General features: G+C 70.9%; 15 protein-coding genes. 7 read left to right on the forward strand and 8 right to left on the reverse strand.

What is annotated here, in order from left to right:
• Positions 1-54: 54 nt before the first annotated feature.
• The gene (locus ACQYVW_RS09500) at positions 55-1,542 is read right to left on the reverse strand and encodes a M23 family metallopeptidase (protein ID WP_434946801.1); all 1,488 of its coding nucleotides are present in this window, start codon (positions 1,540-1,542) and stop codon (positions 55-57) included.
• 176 nt (positions 1,543-1,718) lie between these two features.
• Between ACQYVW_RS09500 and tyrS the strand changes: the two genes are divergently transcribed.
• Positions 1,719-2,936: a tyrosine--tRNA ligase gene (gene tyrS / locus ACQYVW_RS09505; protein ID WP_434946802.1), complete on the forward strand. Its 1,218-nt coding sequence runs from the start codon at positions 1,719-1,721 to the stop codon at positions 2,934-2,936.
• A 10-nt stretch (positions 2,937-2,946) separates the two neighbouring features.
• Here tyrS and ACQYVW_RS09510 read toward each other — a convergent pair whose 3' ends face one another.
• From ACQYVW_RS09510 to ACQYVW_RS09520, 3 genes are all read right to left on the reverse strand, one after another.
• Positions 2,947-3,345, reverse strand: a complete 399-nt coding sequence (locus ACQYVW_RS09510) for an MAPEG family protein (protein ID WP_434946803.1) — start codon at positions 3,343-3,345, stop codon at positions 2,947-2,949.
• A 156-nt stretch (positions 3,346-3,501) separates the two neighbouring features.
• A complete protein-coding gene (locus ACQYVW_RS09515) occupies positions 3,502-5,190 on the reverse strand; it encodes a M28 family metallopeptidase (protein ID WP_434946804.1) in 1,689 nt (562 codons plus the stop codon).
• Positions 5,191-5,376: 186 nt separating this feature from the next.
• Entirely contained in the window at positions 5,377-6,051 is a 675-nt protein-coding gene (locus ACQYVW_RS09520; RefSeq protein ID WP_434946805.1) for a DUF4097 family beta strand repeat-containing protein, read from the reverse strand.
• Positions 6,052-6,218: 167 nt separating this feature from the next.
• Here ACQYVW_RS09520 and gpmI point away from each other — a divergent pair, with 167 nt between their 5' ends.
• From gpmI to ACQYVW_RS09535, 3 genes are all read left to right on the forward strand, one after another.
• Complete coding sequence (gene gpmI, locus ACQYVW_RS09525; RefSeq protein ID WP_434946806.1) at positions 6,219-7,730, forward strand: 2,3-bisphosphoglycerate-independent phosphoglycerate mutase; 1,512 nt, start codon at positions 6,219-6,221, stop codon at positions 7,728-7,730.
• Positions 7,730-8,956, forward strand: coding sequence for a murein hydrolase activator EnvC family protein (locus tag ACQYVW_RS09530; protein ID WP_434946807.1), 1,227 nt, complete (start codon positions 7,730-7,732; stop codon positions 8,954-8,956). Before gpmI ends, ACQYVW_RS09530 begins: the two co-directional genes overlap by 1 nt.
• Before the next feature lie 540 nt (positions 8,957-9,496).
• Positions 9,497-11,155: a S41 family peptidase gene (locus ACQYVW_RS09535; protein ID WP_434946808.1), complete on the forward strand. Its 1,659-nt coding sequence runs from the start codon at positions 9,497-9,499 to the stop codon at positions 11,153-11,155.
• Positions 11,156-11,448: 293 nt separating this feature from the next.
• Here ACQYVW_RS09535 and crcB read toward each other — a convergent pair whose 3' ends face one another.
• From crcB to ACQYVW_RS09550, 3 genes are all read right to left on the reverse strand, one after another.
• Positions 11,449-11,844, reverse strand: coding sequence for a fluoride efflux transporter CrcB (crcB, locus tag ACQYVW_RS09540; protein WP_434936276.1), 396 nt, complete (start codon positions 11,842-11,844; stop codon positions 11,449-11,451).
• Between the two features lie 160 nt (positions 11,845-12,004).
• The gene (locus ACQYVW_RS09545; RefSeq protein WP_434936279.1) at positions 12,005-12,325 is read right to left on the reverse strand and encodes a DUF1820 family protein; all 321 of its coding nucleotides are present in this window, start codon (positions 12,323-12,325) and stop codon (positions 12,005-12,007) included.
• 53 nt (positions 12,326-12,378) lie between these two features.
• Positions 12,379-13,071 carry a rhomboid family intramembrane serine protease gene (locus tag ACQYVW_RS09550; protein WP_434946809.1) on the reverse strand — a complete coding sequence of 231 codons (693 nt, stop codon included), beginning with the start codon at positions 13,069-13,071 and terminating at the stop codon, positions 12,379-12,381.
• Between the two features lie 202 nt (positions 13,072-13,273).
• Between ACQYVW_RS09550 and ACQYVW_RS09555 the strand changes: the two genes are divergently transcribed.
• A complete protein-coding gene (locus ACQYVW_RS09555) occupies positions 13,274-14,611 on the forward strand; it encodes an OmpP1/FadL family transporter (RefSeq protein WP_434946810.1) in 1,338 nt (445 codons plus the stop codon).
• A gap of 767 nt (positions 14,612-15,378) precedes the next feature.
• Here ACQYVW_RS09555 and putA read toward each other — a convergent pair.
• Positions 15,379-18,633 carry a bifunctional proline dehydrogenase/L-glutamate gamma-semialdehyde dehydrogenase PutA gene (gene putA / locus ACQYVW_RS09560; RefSeq protein ID WP_434946811.1) on the reverse strand — a complete coding sequence of 1,085 codons (3,255 nt, stop codon included), beginning with the start codon at positions 18,631-18,633 and terminating at the stop codon, positions 15,379-15,381.
• A gap of 449 nt (positions 18,634-19,082) precedes the next feature.
• On the opposite strand from putA, the gene coxB reads away from it, so the two are divergent.
• Both coxB and ctaD read left to right on the forward strand, forming a co-directional pair.
• The gene (gene coxB / locus ACQYVW_RS09565) at positions 19,083-20,054 is read left to right on the forward strand and encodes a cytochrome c oxidase subunit II (protein WP_434946812.1); all 972 of its coding nucleotides are present in this window, start codon (positions 19,083-19,085) and stop codon (positions 20,052-20,054) included.
• Positions 20,055-20,077: 23 nt separating this feature from the next.
• On the forward strand, positions 20,078-21,697 hold the full coding sequence (gene ctaD, locus ACQYVW_RS09570; protein ID WP_434946813.1) for a cytochrome c oxidase subunit I: 1,620 nt from the start codon (positions 20,078-20,080) through the stop codon (positions 21,695-21,697).
• Positions 21,698-21,703 lie beyond the last annotated feature (6 nt).

Below are 21,703 nucleotides of genomic sequence, written 5' to 3' on the forward strand. Positions count from 1 at the left end.
CGGAGCCGTAGGACCTGGCAGGGTCTGGGCGGGAGGTTCCCCGCTGTGCGCAGTTCAGCCCTTGCTGGCGCGCGGCGGTGCGACGGCCGCCACCTTCGGATCGTCCTGCGACGGCCGTGCCGGCACGGTCGCGTAGAGGATCTCCTCGACGTCGCGGATGCGCTCCAGCGCCGGCGCGGTCTGCTGGCGGAACTGTGCCAGGGCCGTGCCGCTCAGCGGCTCCGGCGGCGGCATGGTGTGCTGCAGCGGGTTGCGGTGCACGCCGTTGACGCGGAATTCGTAGTGCAGGTGCGGGCCGGTGGACAGGCCGGTCGAGCCCACGTAGCCGATCACCTGGCCCTGCGACACGCGCTGGCCGCGCTTGATCTTGGCCGTGCGCGACATGTGCGCGTACAGGGTGGTGTGGCCCTTGCCGTGGTCGAGCACGACGGTGTTGCCGTAGCCGCCCTGCCAGCCGGCCGAGACCACGCGCGCGTCGCCCGCGGCCATGATCGGGGTGCCGGTGCGCGCGGCGTAGTCCACGCCCTTGTGCATGCGCGAGGTGCCCAGCACCGGATGGCGGCGGTTGCCGAAACGCGAACTCAGGCGCGCGTACTGGATCGGGCTGCGGATGAAGCTCTTCTTCAGCGGCCGGCCTTCGGCGGTGAAGTACTCGCCCTTGCCGTCGCGCTCGAAGCGCACCGCGGTGAACGGCTTGCCCTTTGCGGTGAACACCGCCGCGGTCACCGGGCCGCTGCGGATCAGCTCGCCCTCGCGCCAGGTCTGCTCGACCACCACGCTGAAGCGGTCGCCGGAGGTGACGTCGCGGTCGAAGTCGATGTCGTACTTGAACACTTCATCGGTGAGCGTGTTGATCACCGACGGGCTCAGGCCCAGCTTGCGGGCCGAATGGAACAGCGACTTGCCGACTTTGCCGCTGATCACCGCGGTGCGCACCTCGACCGGGCGCTCGATCACCTTCTCCACCACCCGGTCGCCGGCCAGCGACAGTTCCACTCGCTGGGTGTCGTTGCGGTCGTAGCGGAAGGCGACCAGGGTGCCGTCGGCAGCGAGGTCGAAGCCCAGCTCGGCGCCGGGGCGCAGGCGGGCCAGCGCCTGGCGGTCGCTGGAGGATTCGAGCAGGCGGTGCAGGGTGGAGGCGGGGATGTTGCGCGCGGCGAAGATGGCGCCGAGGGTCTGGCCCTTCTGCACCTCGACCAGGTCCCAGGCGCGCTGCTGCGGGGCCTGGGCCCGGGGGCTGGCAGTGAGCGGCGGCAGCGGCAGCGACAGCGTGGTCAGGCCGGGCGCCTGGCCCTCCACCCGCATCGCATTGGAGAACCCGGGCACCATGCCGATGACCAGTGCGCCGAGGGTGGCGAACAGGCTGGCGTGGACCCAGTCGCGGCGGGTCCAGCGGCCATTGAACGGAAACCGGGCCGCGGCGTCGCGCGGGTCGGCGTAACGCGCTTCGTTGGCGGTGTTCTCGGCGGCAGCCCGCAGGTTCTGTTCCCGGATCGCCTGGTGCTGGACGTCATCCGGCGACATCTGGGGCGGCTGCGTCATGGTGGTGTCCAAAGGGCGTGACGGGCGCGTCAGCGCGGTACGATAAGCACATGAAATCCGAGCGTCAAACCCTTGTCGGCCAAGGCTTTTCAGTTCTTCAGCCGGTTTTACGGATATTTAATGGTTTCTTTTGACCGGAATCACATTCCGGGACATCCCTTGGACGATCCGCCCCGATGACCTCCCCCCAAGCCGACCCGACCGCCCTCGACCTGCTCGCCCGGGGCGCCGACGAGATCCTCAAGCGCGAGGACCTGGCCGCCCGCCTGGCCTCGGGCCGGCCGCTGCGGGTCAAGGCCGGTTTCGACCCGACCGCGCCGGACCTGCACCTCGGCCACACGGTCCTGCTCAACAAGATGCGCCAGTTCCAGGACCTGGGCCACCAGGTGGTGTTCCTGATCGGCGACTTCACCGGGATGATCGGCGACCCGACCGGCAAGAACGTCACCCGCAAGCCGCTGACCCGCGAGGACGTGCTGGAGAACGCGCGCACCTACGAGGCGCAGGTGTTCAAGGTGCTCGACCGCGCGCGCACCGAGGTGCGCTTCAACAGCGAGTGGTTCGGGCAGATGTCCGCCGCGGACATGATCCGCCTGGCCGGCCAGCACACCGTGGCCCGCATGCTCGAGCGCGACGATTTCGCCAAGCGCTATGCGGCGCAGCAGTCGATCGCGATCCACGAGTTCCTGTATCCGCTGGTGCAGGGTTACGACTCGGTGGCGCTGCAGGCCGACATCGAACTCGGCGGCACCGACCAGAAATTCAACCTGCTGATGGGCCGCGGCCTGCAGGAGGCGCACGGCCAGCCGCCGCAGGTGGTGCTGACCATGCCGCTGCTCGAGGGCCTGGACGGCGTCAACAAGATGAGCAAGTCGCTCGGCAACTACATCGGCATCGCCGAGCCCGCGATCGACATCGTCAACAAGACGATGAAGATCGGCGATGAGCTGATGTGGAAGTGGATCGAGCTGCTGAGCTTCGACATCTCGATCGAACAGGCCGCCCGGCTCAAGGCCGAGGTGGCGGGCGGACTCAACCCGCGCGAGGTCAAGCTGCGCCTGGCGCGCGAACTGGCTACGCGCTTCCACGACGCCGCTGCCGCCGAGACCGCGATCGCCGGCTGGCAGGCCGCGGTGACCGGCCAGGGCGATACCTCGCTGCTGCCGCTGCAGGACGTCGCGGTGCCGGCCGAGGGCCTGCGCATCGTCGCCCTGCTCACCGCGGCCGGCATCACCCCGTCCAACTCCGAGGCCAACCGCAAGCTCAAGGAGCGTGCGGTGAAGGTGGATGGCGCCGTGGTCGAGGACGCCGGACTGGTGTTCGCGCCCGGTTTCGAGGGCGTGCTGCAGGTGGGCAAGCGCAACTTCGCGCGGGTGCGGCTGGTCGCCGGCTGAGACGGACGGCTCAGGCCACGCGCATCGCCGCCAGCACCAGCAGCGCGAGCGCGCAGCCGTAGCCGCCGATCCAGACCAAGCTGCGCGCCATCGCGATGTCGGCGAGGTAGAACACGCCGTGCAGCACCCGCAGCACGACGAAGGCGAGCGCCAGCATCGCGATGGTCGCGTGGCCAACGCCTGCGAGCTGCGCCATGACCACGCCGGCCGCGAACGGCGCGAAGGCTTCGAAGGCATTGAGGTGGGCGGCGTTCGCGCGCTGCACCCGGTAGTTGCCTTCCTGCTTGGCGATCCAGGCGCGCGGGTTGCGATTGTTGTACTTCGGCGCGCCGGACTTGGCGAAACCGATCCAGACATAGGGCAGCAGCGCGGCGATCAGCACGCACCAGTAGGCGGTGGCGAGGGTCATGGCGGTCTCCTGGGTGGGAGTGCAGGGTAGGGCAGGTCCGGGTCGGTGCGCTGCGGGCGCTGCGCCAGGACCCTGCGGGAGCAGCCAGGCCGCCATGAACAGGAACGGAGCCTCGCGGCGCCGTTCCCTTGAAACGCATCGATGGAACCGGGGCGCCTAGTCCAGCGCCGCCCGCTGCGCGTCGCGCGCGGCCTTGAACGGATTGCCCTCGTACCAGTTGGGCCAGCTGGTGCCGCCGGCCAGCTCCTGGCCGACCGCGTGCAGCAGCTCCAGGTCCTCGGCGATGCCGTCGAAGCGCCAGCCCTCGTGAACCTCGTCGCTGGGCTGGTGGTAGCGGCGCGCGTACTCCTCGCCCGCCGCCTTGCCCGCGTCGCTGCCGCCCTCGAGCAGGTCGCTGCCGCCCTTGGCGTAGAGCGCCGGCACGCCGGCCTTGGCGAAGTTGAAGTGGTCGGAGCGGAAGTAGAAGCCGCCGGCCGGGTTGCCTTCCTCCACCAGCGTGCGCTGCTGGGCGCCGGCGTGGGTGAACAGGATGTCCTCCAGCTCGGAGTTGCCCTTGCCGGTCACCACCACGTCGCGCGCCCGCCCGCCGACGCTCATCGCGTCGAGGTTGATCACGCCGACGGTCTTCTCCAGCGGGAACGAGGGCTGGGCCACGTAGTACTTGGAACCGAGCAGGCCGGACTCTTCCAGCGTCACCGCCAGGAACACCACCGAGCGCCGCGGCGGCGAGACCATGAACTTCTCCGCGATCTCGATGATGCCGGCCACGCCGGTGGCGTTGTCGACCGCGCCGTTGTAGATCGTGTCGCCCTCGCCCTCGTGCTTGCCCAGGTGGTCCCAGTGGGCGAGGTAGATCACCGTCTCCTCCGGCGCCTCGGTGCCGGGGATGTAGCCGATCACGTTCTGCGAGGACTTCTCGGTGACCGTGCTGCGCAGGTCGAAGGACACCTTGGCCTTGAGCGGCACCGCCTTGAAGCCGCGGCGGTTGGCGGCCGCGTACATCTCCTGCAGCTCCAGCCCGGATTCGGCGAACAGCTGGCGCGCCACGTCGCCGCTGATCCAGCCCTGCGCCGGCACGCGCGGTTCCGGATCGTCCTCGGCGCGCAGGTCGAACTGCGGGCCCGACCAGGAGTTCTTGACCACGTCCCAGCCGTAGGACGCGCCTTCGTCGTCGTGGATGATCAGCGCCGCGGCGGCGCCCTGGCGGGCCGCTTCCTCGAACTTGTAGGTCCAGCGGCCGTAATAGGTCATGCGGTTGCCGTCGAACAGCGACTCGTCGTTGGCGTGGAAGCCCGGGTCGTTGACCAGGATCACCACCGTCTTGCCCTTGACGTCGAGGCCGGCGTAATCGTTCCAGTCCTGCTCGGGCGCGTTGACGCCATAGCCGACGAACACCAGCTCGCTGTCCTTGACCGAGACCTCGGCCTGGCCGGTGCGGGTGCCCAGCACCATCTCGGGGCCGAACTTCAGCTCGCGCACCTGCCCGTTGCTGTCCAGGCGCAGCACGGTCGATTCGTCGGCGGTGGTCTCGACCATCGGCACGGTCTGGAAGAAGGAATCGTTGTCGCCGCCCGGCTTCAGGCCGATGCGCTCGTACTGGGCCTTGATGTACTCGACCGTCTTCTCCTCGCCGGCCGAACCCGGGGCGCGGCCCTCGAACTCGTCCGAGGCCAGGGTGGTGATCATGCTGCGCAGGTCTTCGGCATCGATTTCCGGCTTGAAGACGTGGTCGGCAGCGGGCGCGGGATCGGCGCCGGTGGCATCGACGGCGGGCGCGGCCGGTTCGCGACTGCATGCGGCCAGCAGCAGGCTGCCGGCGCAGGCGAGGATCAGGGGTGAACGCATGCGATGAAGCTCCAGGAAACCAGAACCGGCGATTCTACGCCGGTCGCCGGCACCGGGTTCCCGGCTCCGGCACCTGGCGCCGAAGCCCCTCGATCCACCGCAGGAGGGACAGGCCCCGGCACGCGCGCCGGGACCGGCCTGCCGGACCGGAGCGGCCGCATCGCGGCGCGCCCCGGGGCGCCGGCCTCATTCCGCCGGCGACTGCGCCGTGCTGTAGGGCAGCGGCGTGGCGCCGCTGACCTTGCCGATGCGTGCGGTCTCGTGCACGTACAGGGTGACCTCGCGCTCGAACACCAGCTCGCCCTCGACCACGGCGCCGGGGCCGATGACGATCCTGGGCTTGCGCTTGCTGACCTGTACCGGGAACCAGTTGGCCGAGGGCTTGTCGATGCGGATGCCGCCGCGCACGTGCGAGCCGACCCCCACGGTGACGTCGCCGCTCACCGTCGCGATGCCACCGGCGAGGTCCACGTCGACCAGTCCGATCGCCCCGTTCACCGTCTCGACATTGCCGCCCACGCGGCCGCCCTCGCCGAGGAAGATGCTGCCGTTGACCGTCTCCACGCTGTCGCGCACGTTGGCGCGCTCGCCGGCGCGGATGCTGCCGTTGACCGTCGACAGGCTGTGGGCGCCGATGTCGTCCGCGGCGCGGATGCTGCCGTTAACCGTTTCGGCATCCTTCACGCTGGCGCCGCTTTCGATGGTGATGCTGCCGTTCACCGTTTCCACGTCGCCGTAGGGCCGGCCGGCCTGGGCCACGATGCTGCCGTTGACCTTGCTGATGTCCTGCTGCGCGAGCACGGGCGGGGCGCACAGCAGCACCAGCAAGGCCAGGGTCAGGGAAATGCGGGTGGCAGACATGGGCGATCTCCGGAAGGGCCGCGGTTGCCGCTGCAACGGTCGCGCGGCCTGTGGCGTTGTCCGACAGCTTGCGCCCGCTTGGCTACAATCGCACCGGTCGAAAGTCACCGGGACTCCCGTCCGTGCCAGCCGCCCCCGCTTCCCGTTCCGCGCGCCCCAGGCCCGTCGTGCTGCTGATCCTCGATGGCTGGGGCCACCGCGACGATCCCGACGACAATGCCATCGCCCTGGCCAACCTGCCCACCTGGCGGCGGCTGCTGGCCGAGTGCCCGACCACGCTGATCCACACCGAGGGCCGCCACGTCGGCCTGCCGGACGGGCAGATGGGCAATTCCGAAGTCGGGCACATGAACATCGGCGCCGGGCGCATCGTCTACCAGGACCTGACCCGCATCGACGCGGCGATCGAGGACGGCAGCTTCTTCGACAACGCCGAACTCGTGGCCGCCTGCGATGCGGCGAGCGCCGGCGGCGGCACCCTGCATGTGATGGGCCTGCTTTCCCCCGGCGGCGTGCACAGCCACGAGCAGCACCTGTTCGCGATGCTCGACCTGGCCGCGCGCCGCGGCGTGCCGCGGGTGGCCGTGCATGCCTTCCTCGACGGCCGCGACACCCCGCCGCGTTCGGCCGAACCCAGCCTGCGCGCGCTGCAGGACAGGTGCGAGGCGCTCGGCAATGCGCGCATCGCCAGCGTGTCCGGGCGCTACTACGCCATGGACCGCGACCAGCGCTGGGAGCGCGTGCGCCTGGCCTGGGATGCCGTGGTCGAAGCGCAGGGCGATGCCCCGGACGCACTCTCCGCGCTGCAGGCCGCCTACGCGCGCGGCGAGAACGACGAATTCGTCAAGCCGACCGCGCTGGCCGGTGCGCAACCGATGGCCGATGGCGATGCCATCGTGTTCATGAACTTCCGAGCCGACCGCGCGCGCCAGCTCAGCGCGGCCTTCGTGGCGCCGGGATTCGAGGGGTTCGGTGCAGGCGTGCGCCGGCCCGCGCTGTCGCGCTACGTCTGCCTGACCGAATACGACGCCACCTTGCCGGCGCCGCTGGCGTTCCTGCCGGACAACCTGCCCAACACCCTGGGCGAGGTACTGGGCGCGCAGGGCCTGACCCAGCTGCGCATCGCCGAGACGGAGAAGTACGCGCACGTCACTTTCTTCCTCAGCGGCGGCCGCGAGCAGCCCTATCCCGGCGAGGAGCGCATCCTGGTGCCCAGCCCCAAGGTCGCCACCTACGACCTGCAGCCGGAGATGAGTGCGCCGGAGGTGTGCGCCAGGCTGGTGGAGGCGATCGAGGCCGAGCGCTTCGACGCGATCATCTGCAATTTCGCCAACCCCGACATGGTCGGCCATACCGGCGTGCTGTCGGCCGCGATCACGGCGGTGGAGACGGTGGACCGGGCGGTCGGCGAGATCGTGGCCGCGGTGCGTGCCAGGGGCGGCGAACTGCTGGTCACCGCCGACCACGGCAACTGCGAAATGATGCGCGACCCGGAAACGGGCGAGCCGCACACCTCGCATACCGTGGGTCCGGTGGATCTGGTCTACGTCGGCAGTCGCGCGGCGCAGCTGCGTCGCGGCGGCGCCCTGCGCGACCTCGCGCCCACCCTGCTCGACCTGCTGGGGCTGGACAAGCCGGCGGAGATGACCGGCGCGACCCTGCTGGTTCCGGAGGGATGATGCCATCGGCGCGCGTGCGGCTGGCGTGCGCGGCGCTGGCGCTGCTCGCGGCCGGCCTGGCACCCGTGCCGGACGCCCTGGCACAGCGCGACAGCCGCGAGGCCGAGCGCCGCCTGGAGCGCGTGCGCAAGGAACTCGACGACGTCGCCAGCGAGCGGCGCAGGATCGAAGGCGAGCGCGGCGACGCGGCGCGGCAGCTGCGTGCGGCCGACGAGCAGGTGGCGCGCTCGGCGCGCACGCTGCGCGAGACCGAGGCCGAACTCGCACGCCAGCAGGCCGCCCTGGCCGAACTGGCCGCGCAGCGCGACGCGCTGCAGGCGCGGGCCGATGGCCAGCGCGCGGAACTGCACGCCCTGCTGCGCTCGGCCTACGCCACCGGCAGCGCGGCCCCGCTCAAGCTGCTGCTGGCCCAGGACCAGGTGGCCGATGCCAACCGCGCGCTGACCTACCACCGCTACCTGCAGCGCCAGCGCGCCGAGCGCATCGCGGCGCTGCGCGTGGAACTGGACGAACTCGACGCGCTCGAGCGCGGCATCGCCGAGCGCCAGGCGGCACTGGAGCAGACGCGCGCGCAGCAGCGCGCCCAGATGCAGGCGCTGGAAGGCGATCGCCGCACGCACGCGCAGGCCGTCGCCCAGCTCGATCGCCGCTACCGCGACCGCAGTTCGCGCGAGCAGGCGCTGGGGCGCGATGCGAAATCGCTGGAGCGCCTGCTGGCGCGGCTGCGCGCGGCGGCGGCCAAGGCCGAAGCCGAGCGCCGCGCTGCCGCCGCACGCGCCGCGCGTGCGCCGGCCGCCACCGCGCGCAGCCCGGCGCCTGCGGCGACCCGCGCAGCGCCGATCCAGGTCGGCGGCCTCGGCTGGCCGCTGTCGGGCACGCTGCTGGCCGGCTATGGCGGGCGCATGCCCGATGGCCGCAGCAGCAGCGGTGTGCTGATCGGCGCGTCGGCGGGGACGCGGGTGCAGGCGGTGGCGGACGGCACGGTGGTGTTCGCCGAATGGATGACCGGCTACGGCATGATCCTGATCGTCGACCACGGTAACGGCACGATGAGCCTGTACGCGCATTGCGAGACCCTGCTCAAGGACGCGGGTGCGCCGGTCAAGCGCGGCGATGCGGTCGCGACCGTGGGCAACTCCGGCGGGCAGGGCCAGCCGGCGCTGTATTTCGAGCTGCGCCGCAACGGGCAACCGGTCAACCCGAACAGCTTCCTGCAGCGGCGCTGAGCCAGGCGGAGCGGCTGGGCACCCCCGCAACCTGGACCTCCGCCCCGCAGGCGAGCTCGCCGCGACACGTGACGATTCCAAGCCGATGGCGAACGAAGCGTGGCGGGCGATGCGACTAAGGCCGTCTTCCGACAGGAAAGACGGGGGAAGGACCGGCGTTCGCGCGCAGGCGCGCCCCCGCGGGAGGCCGTGGCCGTGGCAGGACCGTCGGCGGTGTCGGCGCCCGCCGGGACCTTGCACGCTGCATGTGGGCTGCGGCCCGCAGGTCCGGGGGAGTTCCTGTCCTTCGCTGTATGGCTGCAGCGGTAGGGTTCCGTCGATGGCCTGCAGCTTGGGGCCAGGATGCGAACGGCCCCGCCCGTGGTGGTGGCAGCGGCATCGTCGATCCGGCCCGGATGGTGGCGCGGCCCTTACGGCACCGGTCCGGTGGCGGACCGCAGCCGGCGGGCTGCGCTTCACGAAAATTCCGGGCGCAGCCGCATAATCGGGCGCACCCTGCGCCAGAACGCACTGGCGCCGTCCCGTTCCGGAGTTTCCTGCATGCCCGTTCGCACCTCCTCGCTGTTGCTTGCCCTGTTGCCGCTGGCGCTGGCCGCCTGCCCGGTCCAGGCGCAGGATCCGGAGTTCCAGATCCAGGCGGGACCGGGGCATGGGACGCCGGAGCGGGGGCCGGCCCAGGAAGCGCAGGTCGCCGAGCCGCCCACGCAAGCGCCGCAGTGGCCGCAACAGCAGGAACGCCAGGCCCGCCCCGAGGCCACGCAGGACGCCACGCAAGCGCAGGACCCCGGCGAACCGCAGGAAGCGCAGTCTCCGCGCGAACCGCAACTGCCGGCATCGCAGCAGTCGCAGGAGGCGCTGCAGTCGCAGGAGGCGCAGGAAACGCAAGAGGGGCAGGAGCCGCAGGAGACGCAGGAGACGCAGGACCAGGACGCGCAGCCGTCGCAGGAAGGCGTTTCCGGCCCCAGCGACGACCCGGACGCGGTTGAAAGCGCGACGACCCGCGTGCCGCTGGAGGAGATCCGCCGCTACGTCGGCCTGTTCAATGCGATCCGCGCGGGATACGTGGATCCGGTCGACGACCGCAAGCTCATGGATGCGGCCATCCGTGGCCTGCTGCTCGACCTCGATCCGCACAGCGCCTACCTGGAAAAGAGCGCCGCCGAAGCCTTCAGCGAGGGCACCACCGGCGCCTACGACGGCATCGGCGTGGAAGTGATGCAGCTGCCCGATGGCAAGGTGCGCGTGATCGCGCCGATCGACGATACGCCCGCCGCCAAGGCCGGCATCCGTGCCGGCGACACCATCGTCTCGGTCGACGGCCGCGCGCTCACGCCTGCCGATGCCGAGGGCGCCGGCCCCCTGCGCGGCCCGCCCGGCAGCAGCGTGGTGCTGGGCGTGGTGCGCGAAGGGGCCGCGCAGCCGCTGCAGATCACCGTGCGGCGCGAAACCATCCGCGTGGCCAGCGTGCGCGGACGCATGCTCGAGCCGGGCTACGGCTACGTGCGCATCAGTGCCTTCCAGGTCGAGACCGGCGAGGATTTCTCCCGCACCGTGACCCGCCTGCAGGACGAGGCCGGCGGCCGCCTGCGCGGGCTGGTGATCGACCTGCGCAGCAACCCCGGCGGCCTGCTCACCGCCGCCGTCCGCGTGGCCGACGATCTGCTCGAGAAGGGCCGCATCGTCAGCACCCGCGGCCGCATCGACGCCAACGACACCGAGTTCAACGCCACGCCGGGCGACCTGCTGCAGGGCGCGCCGGTGGTGGTGGTGATCGACGCCGGCTCGGCCAGCGCCTCGGAGGTGCTGGCCGGCGCCCTGCACGACCATGGCCGCGCCCGCATCGTCGGCAGCCGCAGTTTCGGCAAGGGCTCGGTACAGACCCTGCTGCCGCTGGGCAATGGCGATGCGGTCAAGCTCACCACCGCCCGCTACTACACGCCCAGCGGCCGTTCGATCCAGGCGCGCGGGATCGACCCCGACGTGGTGCTGCGGCCCGAACCCGGCGATGGCGAGGACGCTGCCGCTCCGCGCACCACCGAGGCCACGCTGCCCGGTCATCTGCGCGGCGACGAGGAAGAAGGCGCCACCGCCGGCGACGTGCTGCCGGGCGAGGGCCCGATCCAGGCCGCGCTGGCGGAACTGAAGAAGCCGGCGGCGGCCGCGGCCAGGCCGGCGGCAGCGAGTCCGGCAGGCGAATAGCCCCTGCCTTGCCGGCGGACCGGTCGGCGCCGGGCGCCTGTCGTGACCCGTGCCGTTGGTTCGCGCGAAGGGCTGCAGCCGGCCGGGATCCGGCGATGCCTGCGTCCGGCGCCCGATTCGCCCGGAGCCCTGGTTTCCGGGCCCACTCGCGACTCGATCGCCCGCGCCGGCACCAGACCCTGGCGACACGCCCGGCGGCCAGCGCCGGTGGCTCCAGCGCGGCGGGTCCGATCCAGACGAAGCGCTGGATCGCCGCCCGCGCGCTGCAGGCAGCGCCGACGCGCCGCGTCAGCTCAGCGACCCGGCCCCGCCAGGTGGAGCCCCAGCAGCACCAGGGCCAGTCCCAGCAGCACGCTGGCGCCCACGTAACCGCCGGCCAGCAGCCAGTCGCCGCGACGGAGCAGCTGCGCGGTCTCCAGGCCGAACGCGGAAAACGTGGTGAATCCGCCCAGCACGCCGGTAAACAGCAGCAGCCGCAGCTCGTCCGTCAGCCAGGCTCCGTGCCGTTCGGCCGCGCCGGCCAGCAGCCCGACGGCCAGGCAACCGCCCAGGTTGACCAGCAGGGTGCCGAACGGGAACTTCTGCCCCGGGGCCGCGGACAGGGTCCAGCCCGCCAGCAGGTAGCGCGCGACCGATCCGGCGGCGCCGCCTGCGGCGACGAGAAGCAGGGCGTTGGGGGTGGGGACCATGGACGTGCGCGCAGCGGCTCGGCGTGCCCGGCAGGGCCTGGCCGGTCAGTATCGTCCAGGCAGCGCAGGAGTGCCGCGTCGCCAGGCGCGCTGCCACCCGGTGGCGACTAGGCGGCGGCCGCCGCGCTCCGGCCCGGCGAGCGCGTCCGCGGTGCCGGGATCAGCGCGGCTTGGCCGGCAGCGGGAACGGCGTCACCACCTTCTCGCCCGACTCGGCATCGCGGATCGCCGACTGGCCCTTCTTCTCCACTTCCTCCACCCGCAGGATCGCCTGCATCGGCAGGTGCAGGGCGCGGGTGCTGCCGAACTCGTCGCGCAACCGCTCCTCGGTGGGATCCACCACCAGCCCCTCGTGCACGTCGAACACCAGCTCGGCGACCTCGACGAAGCCCCACAGCCGGCCGCTCTCCACGCGCCGTGCGTACAGCTCGTAGACCTTGCCGTGGTTGAGGAAACTGACTTTGTAAAGCGTCTTGCCCATGCGGCCGGTTCAATGAGCGCGCCGTGGCGCGATGGTGTCCAGATGCGGGTCGCTCAGTAGCCTTTCAACCGCCGCAGCCGCCGTGCGATCGCCCCGCGCGACGCGATCGCGAACACGATGCCGAAGGCCAGGCCCGCCGCGTGTGCCGCCCAGGCCACCGCGCCGAAGGCGGGGCCGATGTAGGCGAACAACACCTGCAGCGCCGCCCACACGCCGATCAAGAGCGACGCGGGCGCGCGCACGAACTCCAGGAACAGCCCCAGCGGCACGACCACCCCCAGCCGCGCCTGCGGAAACAGCGCCAGGTAGGCCCCGATCAGCGCCGAGACCGCCCCGCTGGCGCCGATGATCAGCCGGTCCGGCGCACCGATCACCAGCACCGCGAACAGGTTGGCCAGCGCCCCGCCGACGAAGAACAGGGTGAGGAAGCGCCACGGCCCGATCACCCGCTCGGCCGGCAGGCCGAAGATCAGCAGGAATACCAAGTTGCCCAGCAGGTGGGCCCAGTCGGCGTGCAGGAACAGCGCGCTCAACAGGCGCAGCCAGTGCCCGGCATCCAGCCAGGGTTGCCAGATGCCGACCCCGGCCGGCCCCCCGGTCAGCGCGCCCCATTCGAGCATCAGCGCGCGCTGGGACGCGTCCGGACGCGAGATCGCCCAGACGAACGCCGCCCACAAGGCGGCGGCCAGCAGCGGCGTGGCCCAGGGCAGGGTGGCGCGGGTGCGGGTGGGAATGGACACGAACATGCCGGCAACCTTACCCGTTCAGCGCGCTCGCAGGGGTGCGCCCGGGAGGCGTGTCGCGTGCCGGAATGCACGTTTACCACACGCCGCAGTACGGTATAGTGCGGCGCGCGTCGTGGGTCGGGAGGGAAATTCCGGCGGCGAAGGCGGGCACCGCCCCCAAGCCACACGGCGCGGCACCCCCCGTCACCGGAGAGATCCCGCAATGCGCAAGATTCCCCACGTCACCGTCCTGGCACTCGGCATCGCCGGCGCCATGGCGTTCGCCTCCAATGCCCAGGCCGCCGGTTTCCAGCTCAAGGAGAACAGCGTCAAGTCCCAGGGCAGCTCCTTCGCGGGCACCGCCGCCAAGACCGGCGACTCCTCGGTGGTCACCAACAACCCGGCGGTGATGACCCAGTTCGAGGGCAACACCTTCCAGGTCGACGTGACCGCGATCGACCTCAACTACGAATTCGAAGGCACCGCCACCGATGCCTTCGGCCGTCCGATGACCGGCAGCAACGGCGGCAACGCCGGCGGCGTGACCCCGGTCCCGGCGATGTCCTACATCCGCAAGCTCGACAACGGCGTCGCGCTGGGCGCGATGGTCAGCGCCCCGTTCGGTCTGAAGACCGAATACGACGACAACTGGGTGGGCCGCTATTTCGCCCACACCTCCGACGTGCAGATCGTCGACCTGACCCTGTCGGGCGCGGTGGACATCACCGACCGCTTCTCGGTCGGCATCGGCGCGATCATCTCGCGCGCCGACGTAACCCTGTCGCGCTCGGTCGATTTCGGCACCCTGCTGTACTCCAACCCGCAGACCCGCCCGCTGCCGTTCGCGCTGCCGCAGGCGGCCGACGGCTTCGTCGAGATCCAGGGTGACGACACCGGCTTCGGCTGGCTGGTGGGCGCGCACTTCCGCCCGACCGACAGCTTCGCGCTGGGCGTGAGCTACCGTTCCGAGATCGACTACGAACTGGTCGGCACCGCGGACTGGACCGTGCCGGGCAACGTCGCGGCCGTGTTCGGCGCCAGCCCCGCCACCGCGCCGCTGTTCCTGGACGGCCCGGGCGGCGCCAAGCTGACCACGCCGTCGCTCCTGCAGGTCGGCGCGCACTGGCAGCTCAACGAGCGCTTCGCACTGTCGGCCAGCTGGGCCGAGACCGGCTGGTCGTCGCTCGAGGAAGTGCGTATCGAGTTCGAAAACCCGGATCCGGACGCGGTAGAGCCCTTCGAGTGGAGCGACTCGACCTTCGTCTCGCTGGGCGCCGAGTACAAGCTGAGCGACACCTGGACCCTGCGCGGCGGCATCGCCCAGGACGAAACCCCGACCAACCTCGAGCACCGCACCCCGCGCCTGCCCGACGACGATCGCCGCTGGTATTCGATCGGCGCCACCTGGGCGGTCAGCGACGCGCTGGACGTGAACTTCGCCTTCAGCCACCTCAAGCCCGATGACCCGAAGGTCGACGTGACCTCCAGCGGCAGCCGCATCGCCGGCCCGTTCGACGGCAGCGCCAACCTGTACGGCGTGTCGGCGCAGTACCGGTTCTGATCGGCGCCATCGCTGCAACGAAAAAGCCCCGCTTCGGCGGGGCTTTTTCTTGTGTCCGATCCGATCGGGAGAAGATGGGAGACGCTTCACGCGCGTCCGGGTGGGCGCGTACTCCCGTGGGCGAGCTGCCGCGCGTCTCCGATCATCGGTGGGCCGGCCTGGTAAGTCGAAAGGATCTTGCAGGCAGCCTCTCCGCCGAAGGCGCGGCCTGCGTCTCCAGCATCCGGAGCCGAGTCCGCCTTGCCCGGGGGGCCTCTGCGGCGAATCAAGGGGGAGGCATCCGCCTTGGCGGATGCCGGAGGACATTCGCCGCAGAGGCCCCCCCGGGGAAGGCGGGTCTGTCAGGTCGCATCGGGACGCGTCGCGCCATGCAGGTGTTGTCGATCGCGAGGCGTCGCGCTCACTGGCTGCGCCAAGCGCGCGCCTGTCCCTCCGGCCCGCCGCAGCGCGGAGGGCGTTCGCGGTTGCCGCGCGGCAGTGCCTCGCAAGCAGCAGCTATTCGATCCGGCCCGCTTCAGCGCAGCGGGCGTTCGTTCGTTATGCAGCCGTGCTCATTGATCGCGCCAAGCGTCCGGCCCGCTGCAGCGCAGCGGGCGTTCGTTCGTTACGCAGCCGGGCTCATTGATCGCGCCAAGCGTCCGGCCCGCCGTAGCACGGCGGGCGTTCGTTCGTACGCAGCCGTGCTCATTGATCGCGCCAAGCATCCGGCCCGCCGTAGCACGGCGGGCGTTCGTAGCTGCCGCGCGGCAGTGCCGCGCAAACGGCAGCTACTCACCCAACGTCAGCAGCGAGGCGTTGCCGCCGGCGGCGGTGGTGTTGATGGTGACGGTCTTCTCCGTGGCGAAGCGAGGCAGGTAGTGCGGGCCGCCGGCCTTGGGTCCGGTGCCGGACTGGTTCTGGCCGCCGAAAGGCTGCACCCCCACCACCGCGCCAATCTGGTTGCGATTGACGTAGACGTTGCCCACCTTCGCCCGCCGCACGATGCGCTCCACCGTCTCGTCGATGCGCGAATGGATGCCTAAGGTCAGGCCGTAGCCGGTGGCGTTGATCGCATCGACCACCGCGTCCAGCTCGCTGGCCTTCCAGCGGATCACGTGCAGCGCCGGGCCGAAGTTCTCGCGCGTGAGCTGCGACAGCGACTCGAGTTCCCAGGCGCGCGGCGCGAAGAAGGTGCCGTGCTCGGTGCCGGCGCCCAGGGGCGCCTCGGCGATCAGTCGCGCCTCGCCCTGCATGCGCCCCGCGTGCTCATCGAGCTGGCACTTGGCATCGGTGTCGATCACCGGGCCGACGTCGGTCGACAGCAGGGCCGGATCGCCGACGCTGAGTTCGGCCATGGCACCGGCGATCATCCCCACCACCTTGTCGGCGATGTCGGCCTGCACGAACAGCACGCGCGCCGCCGAGCAGCGCTGGCCGGCCGAGGTGAAGGCCGAGGCCAGCGCGTCCTTGACCAGTTGCTCGGGCAGGGCCGAGGAATCGGCGATCAGCGCGTTCTGGCCGCCGGTCTCGGCGATCAGCACGCCGATGGCGGCATCGCGCGCGGCCATGGCGCGGTTGATCGCGCGCGCGGTATCGGTGGAGCCGGTGAACGCCACCCCGGCCACGCGCGGATCGGAGGTCAGCGCCGCGCCCACGGTAGCACCGTCGCCGGGCACGAACTGCAGCACCGCCTCCGGAATCCCCGCCTCGTGCAGCAGCTTCACCGCCTGCCAGCCGACCAGGCTGGTCTGCTCGGCCGGCTTGGCGATCACGGCATTGCCCGCGGCCAGCGCCGCGGCCACCTGGCCGAGGAAGATCGCCAGCGGGAAGTTCCAGGGGCTGATGCAGACGAACACGCCGCGCCCGCCGAGCTGCAGGGTATTGGATTCGCCGGTCGGGCCCGGCAGCGCTTCGGGCGCGAACAGCTGGCGCGCCTGCGCGGCGTAGTAGCGCAGGAAATCGACCGCCTCGCGCACCTCGGCCACGCCATCGGGGATGGTCTTGCCGGCTTCGCGGGTGCACAGCGCGATGTACTGCGGCATGCGCTGCTCGAGCAGGCCGGCCGCATGTTCCAGGACTGCCGCGCGCGAGGCGGCGGGCGTCGCGTCCCAGGCCGGCTGCGCGGCCACCGCATTGGCCAGCGCGCGTTCGACGGTCGCGGCATCGGCGGCCTGCCACTGGCCGACGCGCTGGCGGCGGTCGGCTGGATTGGTCACCTCGATCATCGCCCCGGAAGCCGATGCCCCCGGCACCAGCGGCCCGGCGCGCCATTCGGCGGTCGCGGCCGCGATCTGTGCCGCCAGGTCGCGCAGCTGGTCGTCGTCGGCGAGGTTCACGCCCATGGAATTGCTCCTTTCAAGGCCGAAGCTGCGGTACAGGTCGACCGGCAGCGGGATGCGCGGGTGGGGAATGGCGTCGAAACCGGACACGACCTCGACCGGGTCGCGCACCAGATCGTCGATCGAGACCGCCTCGTCGCTGATGCGGTTGACGAAGCTGGAGTTGGCGCCGTTCTCGAGCAAGCGCCGCACCAGGTAGGGCAGCAGGTCCTCGTGCGAGCCCACCGGCGCATACACGCGGCAGGGCACGCCGAGCCGCTCGGGCGGGATCACCTCGGCGTAGAGGTCGTCGCCCATCCCGTGGAGCTTCTGGAACTCGAACGGTGCGCTGCGGCCCTCCCGCGCCGGGTGCGGAGGCAGCAGCGCCCGCGCCATGTGGTGGATCGCCGCGATCGTCTGCGCGTTGTGCGTGGCGAACATCGGATAGATCGCGTCGGTGTTGGACAGCAGCCGCACCGCGTTGGCCTGGTAGCTGACGTCGGTATTGGGCTTGCGGGTGAACACCGGATAGGTGGCGTGGCCTTCCACCTGCGCGCGCTTGACCTCCGAGTCCCAGTACGCGCCCTTGACCAGGCGCACCGGGATGCGCCGGCCGTGGCGCCGTGCCAGGCAGACGATCCAGTCGATCACGAACGGCGCGCGCTTCTGGTAGGCCTGCACCACGATGCCGAAGCCGTCCCAGCCGGCGAGCGAGGCGTCGCTCCAGGCCGCTTCGATCACGTCCAGCGACAGCTCCAGGCGGTCGGCTTCCTCCGCGTCCACGGTCAGGCCGATGTTGTAGTCCCGGGCTTGCCGCGCCAGCTGCAGCAGCCGCGGCGCCAGCTCGGCCAGCACGCGGCTGCGCTTGGCATGCTCGTAACGCGGATGCAGGGCCGAGAGCTTGACCGAGATCGAGGGCGCGCCGATCGCGTCGGCAAACGGCCCGGTGCCGCCGATCGCATCGATCGCGTCGCGGTAGGCCTTGAGATAGCGGTCGGCGTCGCGCGCGGTCAGCGCCGCCTCGCCCAGCATGTCGAACGAATAGCGGTAGGCGGCATTGGCGCCCTTGCGGCTGCGCGCCAGGGCCTCGCCGATGGTGCGGCCCATCACGAACTGGTGGCCCATGATCCGCATCGCCTGGCGGACGGCCAGGCGGATCACCGGCTCGCCGACCCGCCCGACCAGGCGCCTGAAGGCACCGTGCACGTCGCGCTTGGTCTCGTCGGCCAAGTCGACCAGGTGCCCGGTCAGCATCAGGCCCCAGGTCGAGGCGTTGACCAGCACCGAATCCGAGCGGCCCATGTGGCGCTTCCAGTCGGCCTCGCCGAGCTTGTCGCGGATCAGGCGGTCGGCGGTGTCCTCGTCGGGAATGCGCAGCAGGGCCTCGGCCACGCACATCAGCAGGACGCCCTCCTCGCTGCCCAGGTCGTACTGGCGCATGAAGGCCTCGATCGCGCCCTGGTCCGCGGCCCGGGCGCGCACCCGCCGCACCAGGTCGGTGGCCGTGGCGTGCACCGCGGCGCGGTCGGCCTCGCCCCAGCTGGGGCTGGGCTGGCGCGCGACTGCGAGCAGCGCCTGCACCTGCGCGGTTTCGTCGAGCGGCCAGGCGGCGGTGATCGCCGCGCGCAGCGACGTGATGTCGGAAGGGGGGGCGGGATCAGCGGACGGGTTCATTGGCGGGCCGGGAGCGGGCGACGCGGCCGGGGCCGCGCATGGGATGGCCATTCTCGCTTCGGCCCGGGCGGCGCGAATTGCATGTTTCCCGCGGCTCCGGTGCCTGCGCCGGCACAAATCCGCCCTCGCGGGCTCGCAGCCCGGCCCGGCCGGTGGCGCGGGCCAGGCTCTGCGGCCCGGGCCCGGGCCCGCAGCGGCGGCCGCGCAGGCCTGTCGCGGCGCGGCCTGCGGCCCCGGAAAGCGGTGCGCGCGCCGCGTCGCGGGGCGCGCCAGGACGCCTGCGCCGGCGCGGCGGCAGGATCCCGCGAAGCCGCCGCGGCTTGCCCCTCGAGCGCCGCGGCCGCTACCATTCGGAAGTTATCGCGCGCCCGCATGGCGGTTGCGCGTCGTTGCACGCGGTATCGCGTGGCGCGCGTCCGCATGCGGAGGCCGCCGCGGCGATTCATTACCAGTTCGCTGGCGGCCGGCAGGCCGCGACCGAAGACATTTGGGGTCCAGGCATGAGGCAGGCGCGTTTTTCGCGGTGGGGATTGGCAGTTCTGGCGGCGTTGCCGTTCGCGGCGCTGGCCGCGGATCCGAAGCCCTGGCAGCTGAACATGGGGCGCGGCGTGACCGCGTCGGCGCGCCATGCCTACGAGGCGCACATGCTGGCGTTCTGGATCTGCGCGGCCATCGGCGCGGTGGTGTTCCTCGCCATGGGCTATGCGATGTTCAAGTTCCGCCACTCCAAGGGCGCGGTGCCGGACACCAGCTTCACCCACAGCATGAAGCTGGAGGTGCTGTGGACCGTGATCCCGGTGATCCTGCTGGTGATCATGGCCGTGCCGGCCACCGCCAAGCTGATCGCGATGTACGACACCCGCGATTCGCAGATGACGGTCAAGGTCACCGGCATCCAGTGGATGTGGAAATACGAATACCTGGGCGAAGGCGTGGAGATCACCAGCCGCCTCGATCGCGAGAGCGACCGCCTGCGCCAGAACCCCGAGGCCACCCGCGCCGAGCTCGACGCGCACCCGGCCTACCTGCTCGACGTCGACAACCCGCTGGTGCTGCCGGTCAACACCAAGATCCGCTTCGTGATCACCGCCGACGACGTCATCCACTCCTGGTGGGTGCCGGCGCTGGGCTGGAAGCAGGACGCCATCCCCGGGATCATCAACGAGGCCTGGACCGAGATCCTCGAACCGGGCATCTACCGCGGCCAGTGCGCCGAACTGTGCGGCAAGGACCATGCGTTCATGCCGATCGTGGTCAAGGCCGTGTCGCAGGACGAGTACGCGCAGTGGCTGGCCGCGCAGAAGGCCGCCGGCCAGGCGCCGGCCGAACCCTCGCAGATCCCCGAGCAGGGCGACGGCACCCGGCAGCGCTCGGCCGACCCCGACATGGTCGATGACGTGCAGCAGGGCGAGGAGCCCGCCGCCCCGCAGGCGCCCGCCGCCGCCCCCGCCGACGCTGCCAGCGCCGGCTGACCGCTTATCCAAGGCAAGACCCTATGTCCACGCACACCGCCACCGCTGACCATCACCACGACGGCCACGGCCACCAGCAGTCGTTCATCGACCGCTGGTTCTTCTCGACCAACCACAAGGACATCGGCACGCTGTACCTGCTGTTCTCCTTCGTGATGTTCATCGTCGGCGCGGCGATGAGCGTGGTGATCCGCCTGGAGCTGGCGGTGCCGGGCCTGCAGCACGTCAGCCCGCACTTCTTCAACCAGATGACCACGATGCACGCGCTGGTCATGATCTTCGGCGGCGTGATGCCGGCCTTCGTCGGCCTGGCCAACTGGATGATCCCGCTGCAGATCGGCGCGCCGGACATGGCGCTGCCGCGCATGAACAACTGGTCGTTCTGGATCCTGCCGTTCGCCTTCGCGATGCTGCTGATGACGCTGTTCATGCCGGGCGGCGCGCCGGCCGGCGGCTGGACGCTGTATCCGCCGCTGTCGCTGCAGGGCGGCCACTCCACCGCGTTCGCGATCTTCGCCATCCACATGATGGGCATCAGCTCGATCATGGGCGCGATCAACGTGATCGCCACCATCCTCAACATGCGCGCCCCGGGCATCGACCTGCTGAAGATGCCGATCTTCTGCTGGACCTGGCTGATCACCGCCTTCCTGCTGATCGCGGTGATGCCGGTGCTGGCCGGCGCGGTGACGATGCTGCTGACCGACAAGTTCTTCGCCACCTCGTTCTTCAACGCGGCCGGCGGCGGCGACCCGGTGATGTACCAGCACATCTTCTGGTTCTTCGGGCACCCCGAGGTCTACATCATGATCCTGCCCGCCTTCGGCGTGGTCAGCGAGATCATCCCGACCTTCAGCCGCAAGCCGCTGTTCGGCTACCAGGCGATGGTGTACGCCACCGCGGCGATCGCGTTCCTGTCGTTCATCGTGTGGGCGCACCACATGTTCACGGTGGGCATGCCGCTGGGCGGCGAGATCTACTTCATGTTCGCGACCATGCTGATCGCGATCCCGACCGGCGTGAAGGTGTTCAACTGGGCCACCACCATGTGGCGCGGTTCGATCAGCTTCGAGTCGCCGATGCTGTGGTCGATCGCCTTCGTGATCCTGTTCTCGATCGGCGGCTTCTCCGGCCTGATGCTGGCGATCGTGCCCGCCGACTTCCAGTACCACGACACCTACTTCGTGGTCGCGCACTTCCATTACGTGCTGGTCACCGGCGCGCTGTTCGGCATCATCGCCGCGGTGTACTACTGGTGGCCGAAGTGGACCGGGCGCATGTACAACGAGACGCTGGCCAAGTTCCACTTCTGGTGGACCATGGTGTTCGTCAACCTGCTGTTCTTCCCGCAGCACTTCCTGGGCCTGGCCGGCATGCCGCGCCGCATCCCGGACTACAACGTGGTGTTCGCGGACTGGAACCTGGTCAGCTCGATCGGCGCGTTCGGCATGTTCGTCACGCCGTTCCTGATGTTCGGCATCCTGTTCCACTCGCTGAAGAAGGGCGCGATCGCCCCGGCGCGACCGTGGGATTCGGCGCGCGGCCTGGAGTGGACCGTGCCGTCGCCGGCGCCGCACCACACCTTCGCCACCCCGCCGGTGATCCGCGACGGCGACCTGGCGCACGGCGACATCAGCCACTGACGATGC

It is taken from the genome of Luteimonas campi, from assembly GCF_051162505.1.
In the GTDB taxonomy this organism is placed as follows: Bacteria; Pseudomonadota; Gammaproteobacteria; order Xanthomonadales; family Xanthomonadaceae; genus Luteimonas.

What these genes read in the sequence shown, in the direction of transcription:
- ACQYVW_RS09535 (WP_434946808.1), top strand. Translation starts at nt 9,497, where the DNA reads ATGCCCGTTCGCACCTCCTCGCTGTTGCTTGCCCTGTTGCCGCTGGCG.
- ACQYVW_RS09500 (WP_434946801.1), bottom strand. Translation starts at nt 1,542, where the DNA reads ATGACGCAGCCGCCCCAGATGTCGCCGGATGACGTCCAGCACCAGGCG.
- putA (WP_434946811.1), bottom strand. Translation starts at nt 18,633, where the DNA reads ATGGCCATCCCATGCGCGGCCCCGGCCGCGTCGCCCGCTCCCGGCCCG.
- crcB (WP_434936276.1), bottom strand. Translation starts at nt 11,844, where the DNA reads ATGGTCCCCACCCCCAACGCCCTGCTTCTCGTCGCCGCAGGCGGCGCC.
- tyrS (WP_434946802.1), top strand. Translation starts at nt 1,719, where the DNA reads ATGACCTCCCCCCAAGCCGACCCGACCGCCCTCGACCTGCTCGCCCGG.
- ACQYVW_RS09515 (WP_434946804.1), bottom strand. Translation starts at nt 5,190, where the DNA reads ATGCGTTCACCCCTGATCCTCGCCTGCGCCGGCAGCCTGCTGCTGGCC.
- ACQYVW_RS09545 (WP_434936279.1), bottom strand. Translation starts at nt 12,325, where the DNA reads ATGGGCAAGACGCTTTACAAAGTCAGTTTCCTCAACCACGGCAAGGTC.
- ACQYVW_RS09555 (WP_434946810.1), top strand. Translation starts at nt 13,274, where the DNA reads ATGCGCAAGATTCCCCACGTCACCGTCCTGGCACTCGGCATCGCCGGC.
- coxB (WP_434946812.1), top strand. Translation starts at nt 19,083, where the DNA reads ATGAGGCAGGCGCGTTTTTCGCGGTGGGGATTGGCAGTTCTGGCGGCG.
- ACQYVW_RS09520 (WP_434946805.1), bottom strand. Translation starts at nt 6,051, where the DNA reads ATGTCTGCCACCCGCATTTCCCTGACCCTGGCCTTGCTGGTGCTGCTG.
- ACQYVW_RS09530 (WP_434946807.1), top strand. Translation starts at nt 7,730, where the DNA reads ATGCCATCGGCGCGCGTGCGGCTGGCGTGCGCGGCGCTGGCGCTGCTC.
- ctaD (WP_434946813.1), top strand. Translation starts at nt 20,078, where the DNA reads ATGTCCACGCACACCGCCACCGCTGACCATCACCACGACGGCCACGGC.
- ACQYVW_RS09510 (WP_434946803.1), bottom strand. Translation starts at nt 3,345, where the DNA reads ATGACCCTCGCCACCGCCTACTGGTGCGTGCTGATCGCCGCGCTGCTG.
- ACQYVW_RS09550 (WP_434946809.1), bottom strand. Translation starts at nt 13,071, where the DNA reads ATGTTCGTGTCCATTCCCACCCGCACCCGCGCCACCCTGCCCTGGGCC.